The organism is Bacillus cereus group sp. BfR-BA-01309, from assembly GCF_022664315.1.
Lineage (GTDB): Bacteria > Bacillota > Bacilli > Bacillales > Bacillaceae_G > Bacillus_A > Bacillus_A mobilis.
Map to the genome: position 1 here is coordinate 248,430 of NZ_JAKUHE010000002.1, position 20,169 is coordinate 268,598.

The window sequence follows — 20,169 nt, forward strand, 5'->3', positions numbered from 1 at the left end:
GTAAGAGCAACTGTACATAGAAAGGGGATAACAACATGATTAAAATGTTTGTAAGTGATATCGATGGTACAATGATGCAACACGGAGGATTAATTGACGAACAGGATTTTGTAGCACTTCGTAGTCTTGCTGAGCAAAATGTTATTCTTTGTTTCGCTTCTGGCCGACTTGATAATGAGATTGCAGAATTAATGAAAGCTGTAAATTCAAATTTCCATCGCATTAGTGTAAATGGTGTTTTCGTGTACACACATGAAAACGAGCAACTATTATCCGCAACATTCGATTCGAGTATTCTACCTGATCTGTTAGCAATGACAAATGAAGATCCTTATTTTCGTTATGTAAGTGATGAGCATAATTATTACATTGAAGAAAAAACACCGTTTATTCATGAGCTCGAACAACAAGTCACGATGACTTCTGTTGAAGAACCGCATCTATTACAGAAAATTGATGATACAATTTTTCCAAATAAAATCTCTGTCGGTGGAACAAAGGAAAGCTTACAAATCCTTCAGAAAAAAATTGATGAAAAATTCCACGGAAAAGTTAGTACATTCATTTCAGCAGAACAATGTTTAGATGTAATGCCACCTAATATTAGTAAAGGGGCTGCTATTTCTGTTTTATTAAAAGAGTTTCAAATACAGCCAGATGAAGTTGCTTGCATAGGGGATTCTTATAATGATATCCCAATGTTTTCTTTAACTCCTCACAGTTTTGCTATGTCTCAAGCAGATGACGCAGTAAAAGAACACGCTCACTATGTAGTAAATACAGTTAAAGATGCTGTTAACCACGTAATTGCTCATAATAAAAATACGACTCACTCCTTGTAAGGATGAGTCGTATTTTTTCTTTACATGTTAAACAATTTGACATTAACTGTACTTCACGAACTGAAATATATTATTTGTTACGTGCGATGTTTGTAATAAACTTATAACGATCCCCACGATAAATACATTTCACATACTCTAACGGTACTTCACCTTCTGAATATGACCATTGACGCATTACAAGCACTGGCGCCTTTTTAGGAATATGCAGATGTTCCGCTTCATTATCCGTTGCAATTGAAGCTTCAATTGATTGAGTAGCGCTAACAAGTTTAAAGCCCAGTTTTTTCTCTAAATGTTCATATAAAGATTGTTGCAATATTTCTTCGTTAATATCTTTTACAAGAGCTGGCGACAAATATGTCGTCTCAAAAGCAATCGGTTCATCATCAGCTAAGCGAATACGCCTCACTTCATAAACCGACTCTCCCTCCTGTATTCTCAACCGGTCTGCAATTTTCGCAGTAGCTGGAACTAGGCGGAAACTAAGTAATTGACTACTTGGGTTCATCCCACGAGAAATCATATCTTCTGTGAATCCCGTCATTCCTTGCAATTTTTGTTCCACTTTCGGAAGTTGGACAAACGTACCGATTCCACGTTTCCGATATAAATAACCTTGTTCCACTAAATTATTAATCGCCTGTCTGATTGTCATACGACTCACTTCGAACTTATCGCAAAGTTCATTCTCAGATGGGATTTTATCTCCCGGCTTCCATTCGCCGTCCTCAATTAGCTGTTTCACCCACTCTTGAATCTGATAATAGATCGGAAATGGTGAATACTTGTCGATGTTCATCAGCAATCGCCTCACTGCATAAAGATAGAGCTTCTTGATCAGCGATTACGGTTACATTCGGATGACGTTGTAAAACTGTAGCAGGACACGCTTCACTATATTCACCTTGCAATAATTCTTTAACAGCTTCTGCCTTTTTAGAACCCATAGCAACAAGTAGAATTTGTTTCGCTTTCATAATGCTTCCAATTCCCATTGTAATCGCATGAGTTGGCACATCTTCTTCTTTTTCGAAGAAGCGAAGGTTTGCTTGGCGTGTAGATTCTGTTAATTCAACAATGTTTGTTGGAGAATTAAACAGTGTTCCTGGTTCGTTAAATCCGATGTGACCGTTTTCACCGATTCCAAGAATCTGTAGGTCAACTGGGTTAGCAGCTAGAATGCCCTCATAACGCTTGCACTCTTCCTCTAAATCACTTGCCATCCCGTTTGGTACATAAGTTTGTTTAAATGGAAGATGATCAAACAACTGTTCTTGCATAAAATAGTGATAGCTGTTTTTATCTTCATGTGGTAAATTTACGTACTCATCTAAGTTTACAGTGGTTACACGGCTTGTATCAAGTTTATTTTTTCGCATTTCTGCATAAATACCTAATGGAGAGCTTCCTGTAGCCATTCCTAATGTTGGATTTTCTTTTGTTTTTACAACTTCTTCAATTAATTTATAACCTGCTTCTGCTAGTTCTTCTGGAGTTTTTACAACAAGAATATTCATTTAATTACTTCCCTTCCTTCATATGAATTCCTAAACGAACCGTATCATATACATGTAAATCTTCATTCATCACAACAAAGTCTGCATCTTTTCCTACCGCTAATGCACCTTTATGATTTAATCCAAACTCTTCTGCTTGGTTAACTGATGTCATTAGTACTGCATCTTCGATTGAACAACCTGTAAATTCAATTACATTTCGGAAAGCTTGATCCATTTTTAGAATACTACCAGCTAACGTTCCATCTTCTAATCGAGCACTACCATCTTTTACATGTACTGGCTGTCCGCCAAGCTCATATAATCCATCTTCAAGACCTTTTGCACGCATTGCGTCAGTAATAACACTTACTTTTTTCGGTCCTTTTAATTTATATGCTAATTTCACCATATCAGGGTGAATGTGAATACCATCTGTAATTACTTCAACCATTACATCTGGATTTAATAACACATGACCAACAACCCCTGGTTCACGGTGATGTAATCCACGCATTTGATTGTATAAATGCGTTGCATGTGTAATGTTTCTATTTTTTAGTTGCGCATCAATTGCATCTGTATGCCCCATTGTGCCCACAACACCAGTTTCAGCAAGATACTGCTCAAACTCTAACGCACCTTCTTCTTCAGGTGCATATGTTACTAATTTAATGAGATTCCCGCTTGCTTCCTGCCATTGTTTAAATTGCTCAATATTCGCAGGAACAATATGTTCAAGTGGTTGTGCACCTGCACGTTTTTTTGAAACATACGGTCCTTCTAAGTGAATATATTCGAAATGTGCTCCTTTTTCTTTCGCTTCCTTCGCAGCATGTAGTGCTGCTTCGATTGCTTCTGGAGCTTGTGTCATTGTTGTTGGGAAGTAAGTTGTAACTCCTTCTTTTAACATTTCTTTACCTAGAGTTACTAATCCATCGCTATTTGCATCCATCGCATCAATATCGTATCCACCATGAATATGAACATCGATCATACCTGGAATCACAATTTTACCTGCCGCATCTAAAACCGCTTCATTTTCTTGTGATACATATTGAGCCATCAAACCAATTTCTTTAATTGTTTCTGCGTAACGAATAAATCCGTTTTCCACTACTTCTTGACCTGTATAAATTTTGGCATTGATGACAACTTGCGTTTTCATTTTCATCGATCCTTTCCCATGAAATACCTACTTGTTATTATTACCTTATTCGCCTAATTCCATCTTAATATATGCACGAGTAGTTGTCTAGACATTCGAATGAAATTTCCTTTTTGTTTAACAAAAAGGACACTTGCTGCGTCTCTCTCAATTATAATATATGTTATTCAGTTTTCCAAAAAGGGAGAATATCCTCGTATCCTATTACTCATTTAAGTAATGGCATTAATCCACTAGTGCCTATTGTAATATGCTCGCCGTCTGTTTCCATTTCTACTGTACGTTTATTTGTTCCATATATCATTATACCATGTCTGTTTAAGCGTCTCACTACACTTTGGTGCGGATGCCCATACGGATTTCTGCTTCCATATGAAAGAATTGCAAACTGTGGCTCTACTTTCTTAAGAAACATTTCACTTGTTGAAGTATATGAGCCATGATGCCCCACCTTTAACACATCTGCATGTACATCAAATTGCTTTAATATTTCCGTTTCCGTCCGCACATCAGCGTCACCCATTAGTAAAAAATCCGCTTTTCCGTATCGTACCTTTAACACAATTGAAGATTCATTATTTTCATCTTTTGATTTCCCATTGTTTAATACTTGTATGGAAATATGCGGATCTAGTGGTATGTATTGTCCCTCTTTTACTGAAACGAAAGGAATTCCTCTTTTTTTAATATGATTCCGGTATGTGTGATACGTAAAAGAACTATACGTTTTTCCACTATCTAATATAAGTGATACCGGCATTTGCTCTACAATCGGAATCAATCCTCCAATGTGATCCATATCAGGATGCGTACTGACGATAACATCTAAATGATTAATCCCTTTTTCGATTAGTTTTTGAATGATAACCTCACCGGCTTCATAAGGTCCCCCGTCAATTAACATCGTTTGTCCATTTGGCAATGTAATAAGTGTTGCATCACCTTGGCCAACTTTTAAAAAGCTCACTTTCATTTTACCAAAATGTTGCCGCTGCGTATGTAAAGGAGACGTGGTATGAATAGACATCATATATCTTTTGGCCGATGTACTATTTAAAGAAAAGCATAACAAAACAGAAACTAACAATAAGATACTTCGCATACTTCTCATAACTCGTCTCCTTTTTTCATTTAGTATGGCACGGTATAAAATTGATATACAAAAAAAGCTTAGCAAAATGCTAAGCTTTTATTTCGATATCTCCTGTAAAGAACCAAAGAATAAATCTGCTTCATTCATTTGTTCATTCTCTTCAGAAAGTGCTGGTAAATCATCTAAGGTTTTCAGTCCAAATGTATCTAAAAACTCTTTCGTTGTTCCATATAAAATAGGACGCCCGGGCCCTTCTGCTCTTCCCATTTCTTTTATAAGTAAGTGTGAAACTAACGTTTGTAACGCCTTATCGGTTTTTACACCTCTAATCTCTTCCATTTCAGTCCTTGTAATGGGTTGACGATATGCCACAATCGCTAACGTTTCTAGAGCAGCCTGAGAGAGTGAAGCAGCTGTTGGGGTATCTATTAATTTTTGATAGTACGAAGCATGTTCTTTCTTTGTAGCAAAACGATATACTTTTGCATACTGTACAATTTGCAAGCCTCGGTGTGTACCTTCACATTCTTGTTGCATTTCTTCTAAAATATCGATTACTTCATTTCCTTCAATTTCAAGGACTTTCGCTATTTGTTCTGGATAAATCCCTTCATCACCAGACACAAATAAAAGCCCTTCAATGATTGATTTCTGTTCTGCTCTATCCATTTTACGAGCTCCTTCCTCCTATTTTTCCCATAAAAATACACATCAAAAAACCGAATCACAATTCATGCGTTCGGTTCAATATTTTTTCTCTTGTTCCAAACGATACATTCAAACCTAGCATGAGATATAACTATTTCTATCTCATTTACCATACTAACTCTATGCAAATTTAGTAGAGCTTGATACGAAAATTTCATCAAAATTATGTTCTTGTTCAATTATAATTTGTTGATTTTTCATAAGCTCAAGAACCGCTAAAAATGTTACAACCATTATTTCCCGTTCATCATCAACAAACAAATCATAAAAACTTTGACGACCACCTTGTATTTCTAACTGCTTTAAAATATCAGTCATGCGCTGTGAAATTGGTATTTCTTGACGAGTAATACGTGTTGTTACAGGTTTCTTTGCTTTTTTACGGCGCATTAATTTTTGAAATGCCGCTAGCATATCATATAACGTAACATCAAGAGGCAAGTTTGTCTCCTCTTCTTGTTGCAATGATGTAAAATCAATTGGCGGACGTGTATATAGCTGTGCTCTTTCTAGTTCTCTTTCTTTTAGTTCAGTAGCAACTTGCTTATATTTCTTATATTCAATTAGCCTCTCCATCAATTCTTGACGAGGATCATCTATAAAGTCATCACCGTTATCAAGTACATCTTCTTCATGTTTCGGCAACAACATTTTACTTTTAATTTGTAATAAAGTCGCAGCCATTACTAAATACTCACTTGCAACATCTAATTGTAGTTCTTTCATCGTATGTACATAAGATAAATATTGCTCTGTAATTTCCGCTACAGGAATATTATATATGTCAATTTCATAACGATGTATTAAATGTAACAATAAATCTAAAGGCCCTTCAAAAGCCTCTACTTTAAAATTATACTGCACAAAGCATCCCACCACATTTTTTCTATAACATCATAAGTATAGAGCATACTCATGTTCTATCCAACCTTTTTAAGAAATTTAATTAAAAATAGACCGATGCCTATGTCATCATGCCCATCGCTTCATATGATAACAGTGTAGTAAGAACAATGTAGGAGGTCAAAAAACTATGGGTCACGTTGATTGCGGTTTTAGCGGTGGGTTCGCATTACTTGTTGTATTGTTTATTTTACTAATTATTGTAGGGGCAGCTTGCTTCTGCTAATATGAACAATAACGGCTAGGGACATTTCCCTAGTCGTTTATTGTTCATATTTCTATGATACACTTGTATTTATAACCGTTAAACAGGGGTGAAGAACATGTATCCTACCGAATACATACAATTTTTAATTCATTTTCACGGAGATTATGATTATTTTGAATGCCATGAAATACTGGAGGAATATTGGAAAGAAAAGCCAAGAGGAGATCGTGATCATTATTTAGTTGGTCTCATTCAAATTGCAGTTTCTTTATATCATCAAAGACGCTCTAACTGGAATGGCGCAGAAAAGATGATGAAAAGCGCTATAACGATTTTAGAAAAAAATAGTGCACCTTTACTACGTTTAGGAATAAATGCCACACAACTTCTATTTTTACTCAAGGATAGATTGCAATCTATACAGAAAGAAGAAAATTTCATCCCGTTATTTTTACCATTATCAGATACAGCATTAGAAAAGCATTGCATGGAATTATGTCAGAAACAAAGCCTCTCTTGGAAAGACGTGAATGCTTCTTCTAATGAATATATAGTACATAAGCACACATTACGTGATCGAACAGAAGTCATCACTGAACGAAACGAGCAATTACAAAAAAGAAAGCAGAGATAATAAACTACTTATCTCTGCTTTCACGAATGTATATTTTGTTCAAGCTCTTTACACTTTTTGCAAAAACTTGCTGTTTGCTCATTTCCGCAAATTGTAAACTCAAGAAATTTGCTCTTTAACTCTTGTACCATCTTCGTCCCAATACCCATATGACGATGAGATGGGTTCACACTCAAATGCTGAATTTCCAAAACTTGATTCTCTTTTTTTACAATCCCCATTATCCCAACAAAATCTTCGTTTTGTTTCCACAAATACAATTGCCAATCATCTTTTGCTTCATAATCTTTCATAGTCAATTGTAATGTTTTCACATCTTTTTCCGTTGGCATAAATGAAAGAAGCCCCATTGCAATCTTTTCATAACTTTTTTTAAAACGAATTAACATAACCCTTATCCCTTCTTACAAAAGTTACAAACTATTAATCCCCTCAACCACTCTTTTCATATCACATTCATTTTACAATATTTTCAACAGAGTGAGAAGGGCTTAAAACAACTTGATAATCATACAAAGCGAAAAGAAGAAAGTCAAATATATGTTTCAATACTATTTTTTCTAAGTAGATAGGAGGCGAAACGTTGTTATATGAAAGCGAAAAGATACAGCCACCGCTCATTATCACTTCAATATTCATCACCTGAGAGCAAGTGAATTCTAGCGAAATGAATGTAATAAAAAATATTTATTGAAACATGTAATCTAATGTATTCTATGTAATATGTTAAAATTTTGTTCTCATAAGCGCCATATTTTCACTACAATAACAGTACTACTTGTATCATGACCGCAAACGAAATCCCCATTCCTATTAAAAATAAACAAAAAAGAGAGCCATAGCTCTCTTTTCCCATTAACTTATTCTTCCCAAACTTTAACTTCTTTCATTACATCGCCTTGACGCATGTTTAATACTGTTTCAATACCACTTGTTGCTTTACCGAATACAGTATGTACACCATCTAAATGTGGTTGTGGCTCATGAACAACAAAGAATTGGCTACCGCCAGTGTTACGGCCAGCGTGAGCCATAGAAAGTGATCCTACAAGGTGTCTATGAGGATTTCCATCAGTTTCACATGGGATAGAGTAACCTGGGCCACCTGCACCTGTTCCTGTTGGATCTCCACCTTGGCTTACGAAGCCAGGAATAACGCGGTGGAATGTCACACCATCATAAAATCCTTGCTCTGCTAGTTTTTTAAAGTTTTCTACTGTTTTTGGTGCCTCTTCTGGGAAAAATTCTAAATCGATTTTTTCACCATTTTCCATTAATATGTATCCTAAAGTTTTCATATGTATATGTCTCCTTTCAACTATCTCAGCACTATATTACCACATTCATGACTAGAAACAAAAAGAATCCGACAATCTACATACTTCTTTTTTGAAATGTGGTAAAAGCTAGGTGACAAATAAGAAATATATACTATAATAACTGTGTTGCTCGAAAATTTTAGAAAGAGAAAGGGAGCGATTTTTCGTGAAAACGAAATTACTAGCTCTGCTATTAGCTGTAACGGTATTTATGATGCCAACAGCTTCGTTTGCAGACATCATCGAAGGAGAATCAATTGTTACACTAGGAGAAAACTTGTCTGAACAACAAAAACAAGATCTGTTAAAAGAAATGAAAGCACCAAAAGATGCTACAATTATTACTGTGTCTAATGCGGAAGAACATAAATTTCTAGAAGGGATTGTTCCAAAAGCGCAAATTGGTACGAGAGCAATTTCCTCTTCTATGATTACATACACAAAGCCAGGATCTGGTCTCATTGTACGTTCAAAAAACATTAATTCGATAACAGATGCAATGTACACAAATGCACTTATTACAGCAGGTGTAAAAGATGCAGAAATTCAAATTACTGCACCATTTAAAGTTTCAGGAACTGCTGCTTTAACCGGTTTAATGAAAGCCTACGAAACAACATCGAACAAAGCAATTCCTGAGGAAGTAAAAAAAGTAGCTAATGAAGAAATGGTGCAAACAGCCCAGCTCGGCGATAAAATTGGTGAAGAAAAAGCAGTTCAACTTGTTGCAAAAATTAAAGAAGAAATTGCCAAAGAACAGCCAAAAACGACTGAAGATTTACGTTCATTAATTAAAAAAATTGCGGATCAACTTGGTATTACATTAACGGATGAACAGTTAGATAACTTAGTTGCGCTATTTGATAAAATGAAAAATCTTAATATCGATTGGAATCAAGTTGGCAGTCAGTTAAATAAAGCAAAAGAACACGTTTCTGCCTTTTTAGGATCTGAAGAAGGGCAAGGTTTCCTAGATAAAGTTAAAGATTTCTTCTCAAGTATCATTGATTTTGTTAAATCGTTATTCAAGTAAAAAGAAGCTCGCTAGTAGCGAGCTTCTTTTTTTATACAAGTAACGGCAATTTCATAACAGCTTCTTCAACCGAACGAACAACATGATTTGCCTTCTCCTTCACATATGGATGAGCATGATGAAGAGTAAATGAATGGGGGGTTACTTCAAACATAGAAATATCATTGAAAGAATCTCCAATGCATGCAACTTCATTTGCTTCAATTTGCAAATGTTCCATCAGTCGCCTTAAAGCACTCCCTTTACTTACTCCTCTTGGCATAATATCAACATAGCGTTTACCAGACATAAAAACTTCTGCTTCGCTCTGAAATGTATCTCGTAATTCTTGATCTAATGCTACAATTGTCTCCTCTTCCCCAAAAACAAACAATTTCGCAGGATGTACAGTCTTACCAAATTCCTCTTCTAACGCTTCTATCTCAGCAATATGCACGCCCATATACGTTTCAAAATTATGATGATGTTCATTCTTTCTTTTTGTATACCGTTGCTCATTTGCACAAACAATATCTACTAGTCCCTTTTTATGGATATATCGATATATTTCCTGGGCAATCCCATCTTCAAAACTTGATTCATGAAATATTTGTCCATCCGGCAGTAACATCGTCGCTCCATTTAAACTCGTTGTGTAATACGGGAATGCAAACCTATTTACAACTTCATCAATTCGATGAGTAAAGCGGCCAGAGGCAAAACAAATATTTGTCCCTTTTTCAGCTAACCAACTAATTGCACGTTCATCTTCTTTTTGCATATGATTCACATTGTAAACGAGCGTGTCATCTAAATCACTTACAAATAATTTAATCATGTCCTCTTCCCCTTCCATACACAATATCTACTCTAAGTGTACACAAAAAATGTTTGATTTTTGTTAAAAAACAATAAATTTTTGCTAAAAAAATAAACGGGTGTATAATCCCGTTTATTTTTGTCTTTTTACATTTTGAGGTCTTACAATACTTGGACGTACTTTTAAACTAGACATTGTTGGACGAATTAGAATCTTCGTTAAAGCTCCCCAATCAAATGGCAGAAATGGCCATAAGTATGGTGTTTGTAAACTCTTTATCGATGTTAAAAATAAAAGTAATATTGTCATACCTATTACAAATCCCATCTCATGGAAGAGACCGGTTAAAATAATAACAAATAATTTTCCAATCTTATTTCCGAGTCCTAATTCATAACTCGGTGTTGCATATGCACCAATCATAGAAACTGCTACATACAAAATAACTTCTGGTACAAACAAACCTACATCAATTGCTATTTGACCAATTAATATGGCGGAAATTAATCCTGCTGCAGACGATAACGGCGTTGGAGTATGAATGGCTGCCATCCTTAAAAACTCAAGTCCGATCTCGGCCATCAACACTTGTAATAAAATCGGTAAATGCGTCATCTTATTCGGTCCAATGAAAGCAAGATTTGCTGGTAAAAGAGTTGGATCAAATACAAATACTAACCAAAATGGTAGTAAAAACAAGGAAAATAAGACACCTAAAAAGCGTACCCAGCGTAAAAATGTACCGACAGCCGGATTTTGTCTAAACTCTTCTGCATGCTGTAAATGGTGGAAATATGTTGTTGGAGTAATCATAGCACTTGGTGATGTATCAACTAGTACTAGCACATGTCCTTCTAATATATGATTCGCCGCCACATCCGGTCTTTCTGTATAACGAATAAGTGGGAATGGATTATAGCTTTGCTTTACAACAAATTCTTCCACTGTTTTATCCGCCATCGTAATTCCATCGACATCGATGTTATTTAATTCTTGTTTTATAATCTTAACTAAATCCGGATTTGCAACATCTTGTACATATGTAATACAAATATCCGTTTGCGATCTATCTCCTACTCGAATCATTTCATTTCGAAGACGCGGGTCACGTATCCTTCTACGGATTAACGCTGTATTTACAACAATATTTTCAACAAATCCATCCCTTGCACCACGTACTACCTTTTCTGTATCTGGTTCTGTCGGCGTTCGGCCCGGATAACTACGAACATCTATTGCAAACGCTTCTGTTTCACCTTCCACAAATATAATGATGAGTCCTGATAATACTTGGAGCATTACTTCATCCATCGTTTTCACTTTACTTACTTGTTGATGAATTAAACGATTCTCTAAAAGCTTCACTGTATCTTCTTCTACATTCCTTATTTCATTTGTATCCACCGCTTCTTCTAAAATAGGGATAATATAATTCGTATCACAAAGTCCATTTACAAATAACACACCAATTTCTTTATTTAAAATTTGAAATTTACGTATGCCAACATCATATGTAACCCCTAGTCCAACTGTTTGCTTTAAATAATTTTCATTATCGCTCAAAAAAGATGAGATAGGGATATCCACTTTTTTAGGCTTCGTCATAAAATCCACTCCTTTCCAAAATTAATTGAATTGCTTTTCTAGTAATAGGTGATCCTCTCTCCCATTCGTCATTTCCACACATCTTACCAATATCACCAACTCCAACAATGACAGGGACATTCAAATCATCTAAACAATAAATTGTATCTCCGCTAATCCTGCCAATTTCACCATCTGGAAGTCCAAATTTATCAACACCGTATTCGGTTAAATCCCCGTTTCGATCTACACTTACATCTACACGTGCCCATTCCCAATGATGTGTATTAGACGCTACCGCCAAAATCCCCAGTACATCAATTTGTTTATGTGTAGCTACATATTTTAAAGCTTTTTCACCAGATCCTTCTCCAATAAATCCACTGTCATCAAACATAACAAATACAGGGTCATATGGCGTTTGCATAATAAGCTCAACAACTTTCTTCCCTGTCAATTTGGTTGGATTACTTTGTGATGCTGAAATACACCTTCCCCCAAATTCCTTCGTTAAAAGCTCAATTGTTCGCTTTGCATATTCATCTCCATCTGTGACCAAAACAACCCTTCGTCTCATTTGATTTATCCTTTCGGTTTACATATAAGTGCTACAAAAAATGAAAATAATATCGCTGCTGAAATGCCTGCAGACGTTAAACTAAACATACCCATACCAATCCCTATATATCCGTGTTTTTCTGCCGCATGCATTGCCCCGTGTAATAGGGAATGTCCAAAACTTGTAATAGGAACTGTCGCCCCAGCACCTGCAAACTTTATAAGCTTATCGTACAATCCGAATCCATCTAAAGCTGCTCCTAGTACTACAAAGGTAGCCATTAAATGGGCTGGTGTTAACTTTGCAAAATCTAACAATACCTGTCCAATTACACAAATAGCGCCTCCTACAAGAAATGCATATATAAAATCCACAATTCACTCTCCCTTCACTCTCTCAAATACAACACCATGTGCAATTGTTGGAATGGTTTCTTTCTGTTGCATCATCATCGGGCTTAATAACGCACCAGTTGCAACAACAAAAATCCGTTGTAAATTCCCTTTTTGCATCTCGCTTAATAAATGACCATATGTGACAACAGCTGAACAAGCACAGCCACTACCACCAGCAAATACTTCTTCTTGATCGGAATTATAGATCATTAATCCGCAATCATTATATATATGCCCAAGATCATATCCTTCTTCCAGTAACAGTTGTTTCGCAATCGGTGTCCCAATAGCTGATAAATCACCGGTAACAATCAAATCATAATCTGCTGCACTTCTCTTCAAATCTTCAAAATGTTGTTGAATTGTGTGAGCAGCAGCAGGTGCCATCGCTGATCCCATATCTAAAGGATTTGCAATCCCTAAATCTTGCACTTTTCCAATCGTAGCTGCCGTAATTTTAATGGCACTTTTTTCTTTACTAATTAATATAGATCCCGCACCTGTAACAGTGGAATTTGCTGTTCCTGGTTTTTGTCCCCCATACTCTGTTGGATAACGGAACTGTCTTTCAGCCGTCGCATTATGACTACTTACTGTCGCTAAAACACGATTTGCGAATCCACCATCTATAAAGGCTGATCCAACCGCTAAAGTCTCCATCGAGGTTGCACAAGCACTAAACATCCCTAAAAAGGGAATCCCCCACTTACGCGCAACATAATTTGCTGTCACTGTTTGATTTAATAAATCACCCGCTAGAAAGAAATCAATTTGTGATGTTTTTACATTTCCTTTTTGCAAGACTTGTTGAATTGAATCTGACATTAATCTTCGTTCAGCAAGTTCCCAATTTTCCTCTCCGCAATGTAAATCATCGTATGAAATATCAAAATCCTTTCCAAGAGGGCCTTCAGCTTCTTTTGGACCGACAGCAGTACCGGTTGCATTCACATAAATATCATTTTGAAATACCCACGTTTGTTTTCCGGTCAACCTCATACTAGCCCCTCCTTTAAGACATAAAAATGTTAAAAGTATATCTTATTAACCCAATAACGTATGCACCAACGACTCCAAAAACGATAACACTTCCCGCTAGCTTAAACATATTTGTAGCAACCCCAAGCACAATTCCTTCACTCTTATGTTCTAGCGCAGCGCTCGCCATAGAATTCGCAAATCCCGTAACAGGTACTGCTGATCCCGCTCCAGCAAATTGACCGATTTTATCATATACACCACAACCTGTTAAAATCGCCGATAACAATACAAGCGTTGCAACTGTCGGATTTCCTGCCTCTTGTTCACTGAAATGAAAATAATGTATATAAAATTTCATCAATACTTCTCCGACAGTACAAATGAGTCCACCTACAAGAAATGCCTTAAGACAATTTATGAAATAATTTGGTTTCGGATGGTACTCCTTCACTTTATTTATGTAATCATCCTTTAGTTTTCGCCCTGTCATTTATATATTGCCTCCTACTTTACGAAATAAATCCAGTGAAACAACGAGCCTATTACTTTCCCGAGTACAAGAGCAACGAGTAAAACAACAATTTTCCCTTCTACCCCTACTCGTTTCGCTAAAATAGGTAAAACATTTAACACTTCTGTTAATGCGGCTGCAAGCATTCCAACGAATGTGCCACAAAATATTCCTAATATAACAAGCCAATATTGTGACGTTTGAAATGTAATGTTTTTCAAACTACACCAAGCCCCTGTTAACGTACCTGCAATAACTGCCCACTCAAAATATTGAATGTGCTTTCCACTTCTCGTTAATTGAGCTAGACGAGGGATTATACCAAGTACAGCTAAAAATGCGACATATCCGCTACCTACTGCAATCCCTCCCGCTAAACCAATTAAAATAACAAGCCCAGACTCAATCATCGGCAAGTTGTTTCATATTATCCTTGTTTTCATGAACAATTACATATTGGTCAAGCGACTGCTGATACTGGAACATCTCCACTTCTAACGGACTCGGCTCTTCATTAATTCGCTTTTGAAATACATGATTAAAAAATAAGACCATACCTAACCCAAGACCTAATGAATAAGGAATTTGAAATAAAAGTGGTTGTGCCTTAAATTCTCCCGTAATCATGTAATATAGGCGCTGGTGCACTTGTTGCATGCTTACATCTTCATGAAAATAAATGATCGCAAGGGCCGCTCCAATGAAAAGTAACAACCATACAAGTCCGAAGAAAATTGGATGTACTTTCTTTTTTTCATATATAATTTCAACAAGAGTTTGTCCAGAACCGAGTAAATTAATTTGTATATGAGCTGCTTTTTTCCTAATAATCTCAATTATTTTCATCACATCAATTACGACATGCGTCTTATCATGAGCTGTTATTTTGTACACTACCTCATCCTGTAACGACTGAACTACGAGAGCATCTCCCGCAAGTTGAGCAACATCACCCAGCTTCACTTCATACGTAGGAGAAACTTGTAATCGATTACGCATTTTAATATAAATTGTTTGTTCCAATTTCCATTCACCTCTTCACTCTTCCTCGTAGTTGTAGTATGGTTATTGAATTTTTTTCTAATACAATTTTTTCATAAAAAAACATCTGTACCATTTCGGTACAGATGTTTTTTAGTTTATGCCTTTTTCTTAAATAAATTTGCAATACTTAATGCGAGTCCTCCCCAAATGACTACCATACCAATAACCATCATCATAATCGCTGATCCACTCATTATGAAACACCCCGATCTTTCCATTCTTTTTCAAGCTTAGCAGAATCTGAATGTATTTGTGCATTCCATTTCTTTAGACTAATGATTAGCGCAATGATAAGGAACGCTGCTGCAATTGACCAACCATATGTTACGACAAACTCCGTTGGATAATCTCCGTAGTTCTTTTTAATATTTTGGATTGTACCATCAATTAACATGTACCCTAACATAAGCGGGGTAATAACGAGTAAACTCACTCTCCAAAATGTCCCTAACTTAATATCAGATACGAAGTTTGCGTGATTTTGATAAACTGGTAAACGGCGTAGAATGAGCCCTATCGTAACTACTTCCGCTAATGCAATTGAAATTAATCCGAAGTTATTAGCGAAATAATCAACAACATCTAGGAACATAAGCCCGCCACGTGTTGCAAAAACAAGAGAAACTAGTACGAGAAGCGTCCCCATAATTCCAATTGTTTTTTGGCGGCTTAAGCTGAACTTTTCAGATACGGCAGCAAAACATACTTCCGCAAGCGAGATGAGAGATGTAATTCCGGCAACCGTTAATGATAAGAAAAATAATACGCCAAATAACGGTGACATCGGTAATTCATTAATAATTTGCGGGAATACTACAAATGCAAGTCCTACACCAGCACTCGCTACTTTATCAACTGGTACTCCCATATTGTTTGCCATAAATCCAAGAGCTGCAAAGACCCCAATCCCTGCTAATAATTCAAATCCTGAGTTTGCAAAACCAGTAATAAAGGCATTATTTGTTGTATCTGAGTTTTTCGGTAAATAACTAGAATACGTAATCATAATTCCAAATGCTAAAGATAAACTAAAGAAAATTTGACCATAAGCAGCAAGCCATACCTTTCCATCAAAAATACGACTCCAATCTGGTTTGAAAAATGCATCTAATCCTTGCATCGCACCTTCCATCGTCACTGCACGAACTACGATAATAAGGAACATAACTACTAGTAAAGGGATGAAAATACGGTTAACTACTTCAATTCCTTTTTTAACTCCTTTGAATGCAACACCAAGCACAATAATCCAAACGAGAGCTAATGGAATTAATACTTCCGGCACAAGCCCCCCAAACTGCCCTGGCTTATCTGCAACATGTAAGTACTCTTTAAATAAAAATGATTGCGTGTCTTTCCCCCATGCTCCAGTAATTGCAAAGTACGTATATGAAATAGACCAAGCAATAATTACTGCATAATATGTTGAAACGATAAACGTTACACACATTTGCCACCATCCAATGAATTCAGCACGCCGATGAATACGGAAGAACGTAAGTGGCGCTGAACCACGGTGACGATGCCCAAGAGCAAATTCAAACGCCAATAATGAAATACCAGTCGTTAATAATGCGAATAAGTACGGTAAAAAGAATGCGCCTCCTCCATTTTCATACGCTGTATAAGGAAAACGCCATATGTTTCCTAATCCAACGGCAGAGCCGACCGCTGCGAAAATAAATCCAGCCCTCGTTCCCCATTGTTGCCTCGTTTCCATATTTCCTTCCCCCTTTGTGACAAGTTCATAGTTGGATTATATTTTAAATTTACTAAATTATCAATAAATTCTGTAAACTTTTACGAAAGTTTACAATCTACTCCTATTTAAAGCCATAAAAAAAATCGAATAGATAGCTATTCATCTATTCGATCTTTCATCTGTTTTAATATTTTCTTTTCAAGTCTTGAAACTTGTACTTGCGAAATGCCTATGCGCTCTGCTACTTCTGATTGGGTTTGATCTTTATAGTAGCGTAAATACACAATTAAACGTTCTCGCTCATCTAGTTCTCTAATTGCTTCTTTTAAAGCAATTTTATCAAACCATTTCGTTTCAGATTGATCAGCAATTTGATCTAAAATAGTAATCGGATCCCCGTCGTTTTCATACACCGTTTCATGTATAGATGAAGGAGCTCGACTCGCTTCTTGCGCAAGAACCACTTCCTCTGGCGTTAGTTCTAACGCTTCGGCTACTTCATTAATCGTTGGGGCCCTTCCGAATTCTTTCGAAAGCTCGTCTCTCATCTTTCGAATTTTATTTCCTGTTTCTTTTAAAGATCTACTTACTTTCACTGATCCATCATCACGTAAAAATCGTTGTATTTCTCCAATAATCATTGGAACTGCATATGTTGAAAATTTCACGTCGAAAGATAAATCAAATTTATCTACCGATTTTAAGAGCCCAATACATCCAATTTGAAATAAATCGTCTGGTTCGTATCCTCGATTAAGAAAACGCTGCACAACCGACCATACGAGACGCATATTACTTTGAACGATTGTATCTCTCGCTTGTTGATCTCCATCTTGACTTTGTTGAATTAACGCTTTTAGCTCGTGGTCCTTTAACTGAGGTTTCTTCTTCTCATTTTTGACCTCTATGTCCATAGGCTATTCTCCTTAATTGCATAGAGCGTTACTATTTGATAAGTATTTTGTCAAATGGATTGTTGTCCCGAAAGATTCGTTTGAAATAACTTCTACTTCATCCATAAAATTTTCCATGATAGTAAATCCCATTCCGGAACGCTCTAATTCAGGTTTAGTTGTAAAAAGGGGTTGTCTTGCTTCATCTAAATCAAAGATGCCAATCCCTTCATCTCGAATCGTGAGTTTCACCATTGCTTCTTCCAAAATTACAGAAATATAAACAACACCTTCTGCATTTCCTTCGTACCCATGAATAATTGCATTTGTAACTGCTTCTGACACAACAGTTTTAATCTCCGTAAGTTCTTCCATCGTTGGGTCTAGTTGCGCAATGAAAGCAGCTACTGTAACGCGAGCGAACGATTCATTTTGACTTAATGCTGAAAATTGAAGGTTCATTTCATTTCTCATTTATGCCACCCCCAACGTCGCGAGCGCATGCGCTTCACTTTCTTCTAAACGAACAATTTTAAATAAGCCCGACATTTCAAATAAACGTTTAACAGGTGGTGAAATTGCACAAACAACCATTTCTCCACCTAATCCCTTTACATGCTTATATCGGCCTAATATAACACCTAAACCAGAACTATCCATAAACGATAAGTTCTCTAGGCTCAAAACAATATGATGAACACCATGTGTCTCAATCATATCTGTTACTTTCGTTCGCAACTCTTCAGCAGTATGATGATCTAATTCACCCGCTAGTCTCACACATAGGACGTCACGTTTTACTTCTAATTGCATGGAAAGACTCACACGATTTCCTCCTTATGCTCAAACTTTACTCATTTACATACATAAAGATTTTCGTGATTCAACATAAGAATCCTTCCTACCGACAAAAGAAGAACTATTTCGCCATAAAGTGAAACCATTCAGCAATTATTTACTTTCATACGAATAGAAAAGCGGCAAAATGTTTGCCGCTATTTTGATGTTGAAAACATCCCAAAACTTCTTTTAAATAACTCCCACCAGCTCGCTGCAGCAACATCTTCTTTTGCTACAATTGTTTGTTTTAATAAAACATCTTTGTCTTTTTTAATAACAAGTGTACCAAGTGCATCGCCCTTTTTAATCGGCGCTTTCACTTTCTTTTCAGCAATTACTTCTTTCTTTACTTTGTCCATATTTTCGCCCTTCTTCATAAGAAGAGACACATTGTCTGACGCAACTAAATCTACTTTTTCTTTTTTCCCTTTTCCTACTTGGACAGTCTTAATTTTTTCGCCTCGTGTATACAATTTCTTTGTCATATATTGACCAAATGCATAGTCAAGAAGCTTCGTTACTTGATTGTTCCGTTCTTTCGATGTAGGTGCACCCATAACAACTGAAATAACACGCATCCCATTCTTTTCAGCCGATGCTGTTAAACAATATTTTGCTTCTGTCGTAAAGCCCGTTTTCACGCCATCTACTCCAGGATAAAAACGTACTAACTTATTCGTATTCACGAGCCAAAACTTCTTATCCGTATCTTCACGTAAATAGTCTTCATATTTACCTGTATATTTGCGAATAAGTGGGTACTTCATTAATTCTCTCGCCATTATAGCCATATCATTTGCTGTAGAATAATGGTCTTTAGCCGGAAGACCTGTTGGGTTTTGGAAATGAGTGTTTTTCAGTCCTAAATCTTTCGCTTTTTTGTTCATCATATTTACAAAACCTTCTTCTGAACCAGCGATATGCTCCGCTACTGCAACAGACGCATCATTTCCAGATGCAATGGCAATACCCTTTAGCATTTCATTTACAGTCATCTCTTCACCAGGCTCTAGAAAGATTTGTGACCCACCCATTGAAGCTGCATGCTCACTTGCTCTAACTTTATCGGTTAGTTTTAGTTTTCCTTTTTCAACTTGTTCCATAATTAATAGCATTGTCATAATCTTCGTCATACTAGCAGGTGGTAATTTTTCATTTGGATTTTTATCAAACAAAACTTTACCTGTATCTTGTTCAATTACAATTGCTGACGACGCTTGTTCCGCTAACTTCGGCGTTGTTTCTTCTGTTTTCTCCTGCTTCGTTTTCTCAGATTGTGCGAAACTAACTGAAGTACCAGAAAGCAATAACATGAAACAAACAAGTATTCCAAAAACTCGCTTCATGACTAACCCTCCATTCTATATCAGGCCTATTTTTTCCAATTTCTCATTTTTTAATACCATATTTTTCTAATATTTTCAGTTGACAAATACATTCATCACCTATATTGT

27 protein-coding genes are annotated in these 20,169 nt (G+C 36.3%); 4 read left to right on the forward strand and 23 right to left on the reverse strand.

All coding sequences use genetic code 11. The features are described from left to right. Positions 1-35: 35 nt before the first annotated feature. A complete protein-coding gene (locus tag MR115_RS04810; RefSeq protein WP_242240217.1) occupies positions 36-842 on the forward strand; it encodes an HAD family hydrolase in 807 nt (268 codons plus the stop codon). A gap of 70 nt (positions 843-912) precedes the next feature. On the opposite strand, the gene phnF is transcribed toward MR115_RS04810, so the two are convergent. The 6 genes from phnF to scpA form a co-directional block, all read right to left on the reverse strand. After that, entirely contained in the window at positions 913-1,644 is a 732-nt protein-coding gene (phnF, locus tag MR115_RS04815) for a phosphonate metabolism transcriptional regulator PhnF (RefSeq protein WP_002194085.1), read from the reverse strand. Continuing rightward, the gene (gene nagB / locus MR115_RS04820) at positions 1,574-2,362 is read right to left on the reverse strand and encodes a glucosamine-6-phosphate deaminase (protein ID WP_001024205.1); all 789 of its coding nucleotides are present in this window, start codon (positions 2,360-2,362) and stop codon (positions 1,574-1,576) included. Before nagB ends, phnF begins: the two co-directional genes overlap by 71 nt. Before the next feature lie 4 nt (positions 2,363-2,366). Continuing rightward, positions 2,367-3,509 carry an N-acetylglucosamine-6-phosphate deacetylase gene (nagA, locus tag MR115_RS04825; RefSeq protein WP_002107769.1) on the reverse strand — a complete coding sequence of 381 codons (1,143 nt, stop codon included), beginning with the start codon at positions 3,507-3,509 and terminating at the stop codon, positions 2,367-2,369. A gap of 208 nt (positions 3,510-3,717) precedes the next feature. Beyond that, the gene (locus tag MR115_RS04830; protein WP_242240219.1) at positions 3,718-4,620 is read right to left on the reverse strand and encodes a ComEC/Rec2 family competence protein; all 903 of its coding nucleotides are present in this window, start codon (positions 4,618-4,620) and stop codon (positions 3,718-3,720) included. 78 nt (positions 4,621-4,698) lie between these two features. After that, the gene (scpB, locus tag MR115_RS04835; protein WP_242240222.1) at positions 4,699-5,271 is read right to left on the reverse strand and encodes a segregation/condensation protein ScpB; all 573 of its coding nucleotides are present in this window, start codon (positions 5,269-5,271) and stop codon (positions 4,699-4,701) included. Positions 5,272-5,430: 159 nt separating this feature from the next. Next, the gene (gene scpA / locus MR115_RS04840) at positions 5,431-6,174 is read right to left on the reverse strand and encodes a segregation/condensation protein A (protein WP_242240225.1); all 744 of its coding nucleotides are present in this window, start codon (positions 6,172-6,174) and stop codon (positions 5,431-5,433) included. Positions 6,175-6,343: 169 nt separating this feature from the next. Here scpA and MR115_RS04845 point away from each other — a divergent pair, with 169 nt between their 5' ends. Together MR115_RS04845 and MR115_RS04850 are read left to right on the forward strand one after the other, a co-directional pair. Then, a complete protein-coding gene (locus tag MR115_RS04845) occupies positions 6,344-6,439 on the forward strand; it encodes a YjcZ family sporulation protein (RefSeq protein ID WP_000510194.1) in 96 nt (31 codons plus the stop codon). Positions 6,440-6,536: 97 nt separating this feature from the next. Then, the gene (locus tag MR115_RS04850) at positions 6,537-7,055 is read left to right on the forward strand and encodes a DUF309 domain-containing protein (RefSeq protein WP_242240230.1); all 519 of its coding nucleotides are present in this window, start codon (positions 6,537-6,539) and stop codon (positions 7,053-7,055) included. 20 nt (positions 7,056-7,075) lie between these two features. Here the strand turns inward: MR115_RS04850 and ribT are convergent, their stop codons facing one another. The 3 genes from ribT to MR115_RS04865 all read right to left on the reverse strand — a co-directional run bounded on the left by ribT (position 7,076) and on the right by MR115_RS04865 (position 8,353). Then, positions 7,076-7,444 carry a GNAT family N-acetyltransferase RibT gene (gene ribT / locus MR115_RS04855; protein ID WP_000908396.1) on the reverse strand — a complete coding sequence of 123 codons (369 nt, stop codon included), beginning with the start codon at positions 7,442-7,444 and terminating at the stop codon, positions 7,076-7,078. A 67-nt stretch (positions 7,445-7,511) separates the two neighbouring features. Further along, entirely contained in the window at positions 7,512-7,694 is a 183-nt protein-coding gene (locus MR115_RS04860) for a hypothetical protein (RefSeq protein WP_097816951.1), read from the reverse strand. Between the two features lie 221 nt (positions 7,695-7,915). After that, a complete protein-coding gene (locus MR115_RS04865; RefSeq protein ID WP_000853785.1) occupies positions 7,916-8,353 on the reverse strand; it encodes a peptidylprolyl isomerase in 438 nt (145 codons plus the stop codon). Between the two features lie 187 nt (positions 8,354-8,540). Between MR115_RS04865 and MR115_RS04870 the strand changes: the two genes are divergently transcribed. After that, positions 8,541-9,407, forward strand: coding sequence for a DUF1002 domain-containing protein (locus tag MR115_RS04870; RefSeq protein WP_000850509.1), 867 nt, complete (start codon positions 8,541-8,543; stop codon positions 9,405-9,407). Positions 9,408-9,438: 31 nt separating this feature from the next. Here the strand turns inward: MR115_RS04870 and MR115_RS04875 are convergent, their stop codons facing one another. The 14 genes from MR115_RS04875 to dacF form a co-directional block, all read right to left on the reverse strand. After that, positions 9,439-10,242, reverse strand: a complete 804-nt coding sequence (locus MR115_RS04875) for a Cof-type HAD-IIB family hydrolase (RefSeq protein WP_242240233.1) — start codon at positions 10,240-10,242, stop codon at positions 9,439-9,441. A gap of 96 nt (positions 10,243-10,338) precedes the next feature. Beyond that, complete coding sequence (gene spoVAF, locus MR115_RS04880) at positions 10,339-11,811, reverse strand: spore germination protein SpoVAF (RefSeq protein ID WP_242240236.1); 1,473 nt, start codon at positions 11,809-11,811, stop codon at positions 10,339-10,341. Next, a complete protein-coding gene (gene spoVAEA, locus MR115_RS04885; protein ID WP_061679109.1) occupies positions 11,798-12,367 on the reverse strand; it encodes a stage V sporulation protein SpoVABEA in 570 nt (189 codons plus the stop codon). The genes spoVAF and spoVAEA overlap by 14 nt, the downstream gene beginning before the upstream one ends. Before the next feature lie 5 nt (positions 12,368-12,372). Next, entirely contained in the window at positions 12,373-12,723 is a 351-nt protein-coding gene (gene spoVAE / locus MR115_RS04890) for a stage V sporulation protein AE (RefSeq protein WP_061679108.1), read from the reverse strand. A 3-nt stretch (positions 12,724-12,726) separates the two neighbouring features. Continuing rightward, positions 12,727-13,743 carry a stage V sporulation protein AD gene (gene spoVAD / locus MR115_RS04895; protein WP_098585013.1) on the reverse strand — a complete coding sequence of 339 codons (1,017 nt, stop codon included), beginning with the start codon at positions 13,741-13,743 and terminating at the stop codon, positions 12,727-12,729. A gap of 13 nt (positions 13,744-13,756) precedes the next feature. Then, a complete protein-coding gene (spoVAC, locus tag MR115_RS04900) occupies positions 13,757-14,215 on the reverse strand; it encodes a stage V sporulation protein AC (protein WP_242240239.1) in 459 nt (152 codons plus the stop codon). 14 nt (positions 14,216-14,229) lie between these two features. Next, positions 14,230-14,646, reverse strand: coding sequence for a stage V sporulation protein SpoVAB (gene spoVAB, locus MR115_RS04905; RefSeq protein WP_000572949.1), 417 nt, complete (start codon positions 14,644-14,646; stop codon positions 14,230-14,232). Continuing rightward, complete coding sequence (gene spoVAA / locus MR115_RS04910) at positions 14,639-15,259, reverse strand: stage V sporulation protein SpoVAA (RefSeq protein ID WP_255863914.1); 621 nt, start codon at positions 15,257-15,259, stop codon at positions 14,639-14,641. The genes spoVAB and spoVAA overlap by 8 nt, the downstream gene beginning before the upstream one ends. A gap of 116 nt (positions 15,260-15,375) precedes the next feature. Next, positions 15,376-15,474, reverse strand: a complete 99-nt coding sequence (locus MR115_RS04915) for a methionine/alanine import family NSS transporter small subunit (RefSeq protein WP_000016829.1) — start codon at positions 15,472-15,474, stop codon at positions 15,376-15,378. Continuing rightward, positions 15,474-17,000 carry a sodium-dependent transporter gene (locus MR115_RS04920; RefSeq protein WP_061679103.1) on the reverse strand — a complete coding sequence of 509 codons (1,527 nt, stop codon included), beginning with the start codon at positions 16,998-17,000 and terminating at the stop codon, positions 15,474-15,476. The genes MR115_RS04915 and MR115_RS04920 overlap by 1 nt, the downstream gene beginning before the upstream one ends. Positions 17,001-17,137: 137 nt before the next feature. Then, positions 17,138-17,896 (reverse strand): RNA polymerase sporulation sigma factor SigF, encoded by a 759-nt coding sequence (gene sigF, locus MR115_RS04925; RefSeq protein ID WP_000350734.1) that lies wholly within the window; start codon positions 17,894-17,896, stop codon positions 17,138-17,140. Positions 17,897-17,908: 12 nt separating this feature from the next. Continuing rightward, the gene (gene spoIIAB / locus MR115_RS04930) at positions 17,909-18,349 is read right to left on the reverse strand and encodes an anti-sigma F factor (protein WP_001243399.1); all 441 of its coding nucleotides are present in this window, start codon (positions 18,347-18,349) and stop codon (positions 17,909-17,911) included. After that, positions 18,350-18,700 (reverse strand): anti-sigma F factor antagonist, encoded by a 351-nt coding sequence (gene spoIIAA / locus MR115_RS04935; protein ID WP_000059133.1) that lies wholly within the window; start codon positions 18,698-18,700, stop codon positions 18,350-18,352. A 170-nt stretch (positions 18,701-18,870) separates the two neighbouring features. Next, on the reverse strand, positions 18,871-20,061 hold the full coding sequence (gene dacF / locus MR115_RS04940; RefSeq protein WP_097816955.1) for a serine-type D-Ala-D-Ala carboxypeptidase DacF: 1,191 nt from the start codon (positions 20,059-20,061) through the stop codon (positions 18,871-18,873). Between the last annotated feature and the right edge of the window lie 108 nt (positions 20,062-20,169).

What these genes read in the sequence shown, in the direction of transcription:
- MR115_RS04810 (WP_242240217.1), top strand. Translation starts at nt 36, where the DNA reads ATGATTAAAATGTTTGTAAGTGATATCGATGGTACAATGATGCAACAC.
- phnF (WP_002194085.1), bottom strand. Translation starts at nt 1,644, where the DNA reads ATGAACATCGACAAGTATTCACCATTTCCGATCTATTATCAGATTCAA.
- nagB (WP_001024205.1), bottom strand. Translation starts at nt 2,362, where the DNA reads ATGAATATTCTTGTTGTAAAAACTCCAGAAGAACTAGCAGAAGCAGGT.
- nagA (WP_002107769.1), bottom strand. Translation starts at nt 3,509, where the DNA reads ATGAAAACGCAAGTTGTCATCAATGCCAAAATTTATACAGGTCAAGAA.
- MR115_RS04830 (WP_242240219.1), bottom strand. Translation starts at nt 4,620, where the DNA reads ATGAGAAGTATGCGAAGTATCTTATTGTTAGTTTCTGTTTTGTTATGC.
- scpB (WP_242240222.1), bottom strand. Translation starts at nt 5,271, where the DNA reads ATGGATAGAGCAGAACAGAAATCAATCATTGAAGGGCTTTTATTTGTG.
- MR115_RS04845 (WP_000510194.1), top strand. Translation starts at nt 6,344, where the DNA reads ATGGGTCACGTTGATTGCGGTTTTAGCGGTGGGTTCGCATTACTTGTT.
- MR115_RS04850 (WP_242240230.1), top strand. Translation starts at nt 6,537, where the DNA reads ATGTATCCTACCGAATACATACAATTTTTAATTCATTTTCACGGAGAT.
- ribT (WP_000908396.1), bottom strand. Translation starts at nt 7,444, where the DNA reads ATGTTAATTCGTTTTAAAAAAAGTTATGAAAAGATTGCAATGGGGCTT.
- MR115_RS04860 (WP_097816951.1), bottom strand. Translation starts at nt 7,694, where the DNA reads ATGAATATTGAAGTGATAATGAGCGGTGGCTGTATCTTTTCGCTTTCA.
- MR115_RS04865 (WP_000853785.1), bottom strand. Translation starts at nt 8,353, where the DNA reads ATGAAAACTTTAGGATACATATTAATGGAAAATGGTGAAAAAATCGAT.
- MR115_RS04875 (WP_242240233.1), bottom strand. Translation starts at nt 10,242, where the DNA reads ATGGAAGGGGAAGAGGACATGATTAAATTATTTGTAAGTGATTTAGAT.
- spoVAF (WP_242240236.1), bottom strand. Translation starts at nt 11,811, where the DNA reads ATGACGAAGCCTAAAAAAGTGGATATCCCTATCTCATCTTTTTTGAGC.
- spoVAEA (WP_061679109.1), bottom strand. Translation starts at nt 12,367, where the DNA reads ATGAGACGAAGGGTTGTTTTGGTCACAGATGGAGATGAATATGCAAAG.
- spoVAD (WP_098585013.1), bottom strand. Translation starts at nt 13,743, where the DNA reads ATGAGGTTGACCGGAAAACAAACGTGGGTATTTCAAAATGATATTTAT.
- spoVAC (WP_242240239.1), bottom strand. Translation starts at nt 14,215, where the DNA reads ATGACAGGGCGAAAACTAAAGGATGATTACATAAATAAAGTGAAGGAG.
- spoVAB (WP_000572949.1), bottom strand. Translation starts at nt 14,646, where the DNA reads ATGATTGAGTCTGGGCTTGTTATTTTAATTGGTTTAGCGGGAGGGATT.
- MR115_RS04915 (WP_000016829.1), bottom strand. Translation starts at nt 15,474, where the DNA reads ATGAGTGGATCAGCGATTATGATGATGGTTATTGGTATGGTAGTCATT.
- MR115_RS04920 (WP_061679103.1), bottom strand. Translation starts at nt 17,000, where the DNA reads ATGGAAACGAGGCAACAATGGGGAACGAGGGCTGGATTTATTTTCGCA.
- sigF (WP_000350734.1), bottom strand. Translation starts at nt 17,896, where the DNA reads ATGGACATAGAGGTCAAAAATGAGAAGAAGAAACCTCAGTTAAAGGAC.
- spoIIAB (WP_001243399.1), bottom strand. Translation starts at nt 18,349, where the DNA reads ATGAGAAATGAAATGAACCTTCAATTTTCAGCATTAAGTCAAAATGAA.
- dacF (WP_097816955.1), bottom strand. Translation starts at nt 20,061, where the DNA reads ATGAAGCGAGTTTTTGGAATACTTGTTTGTTTCATGTTATTGCTTTCT.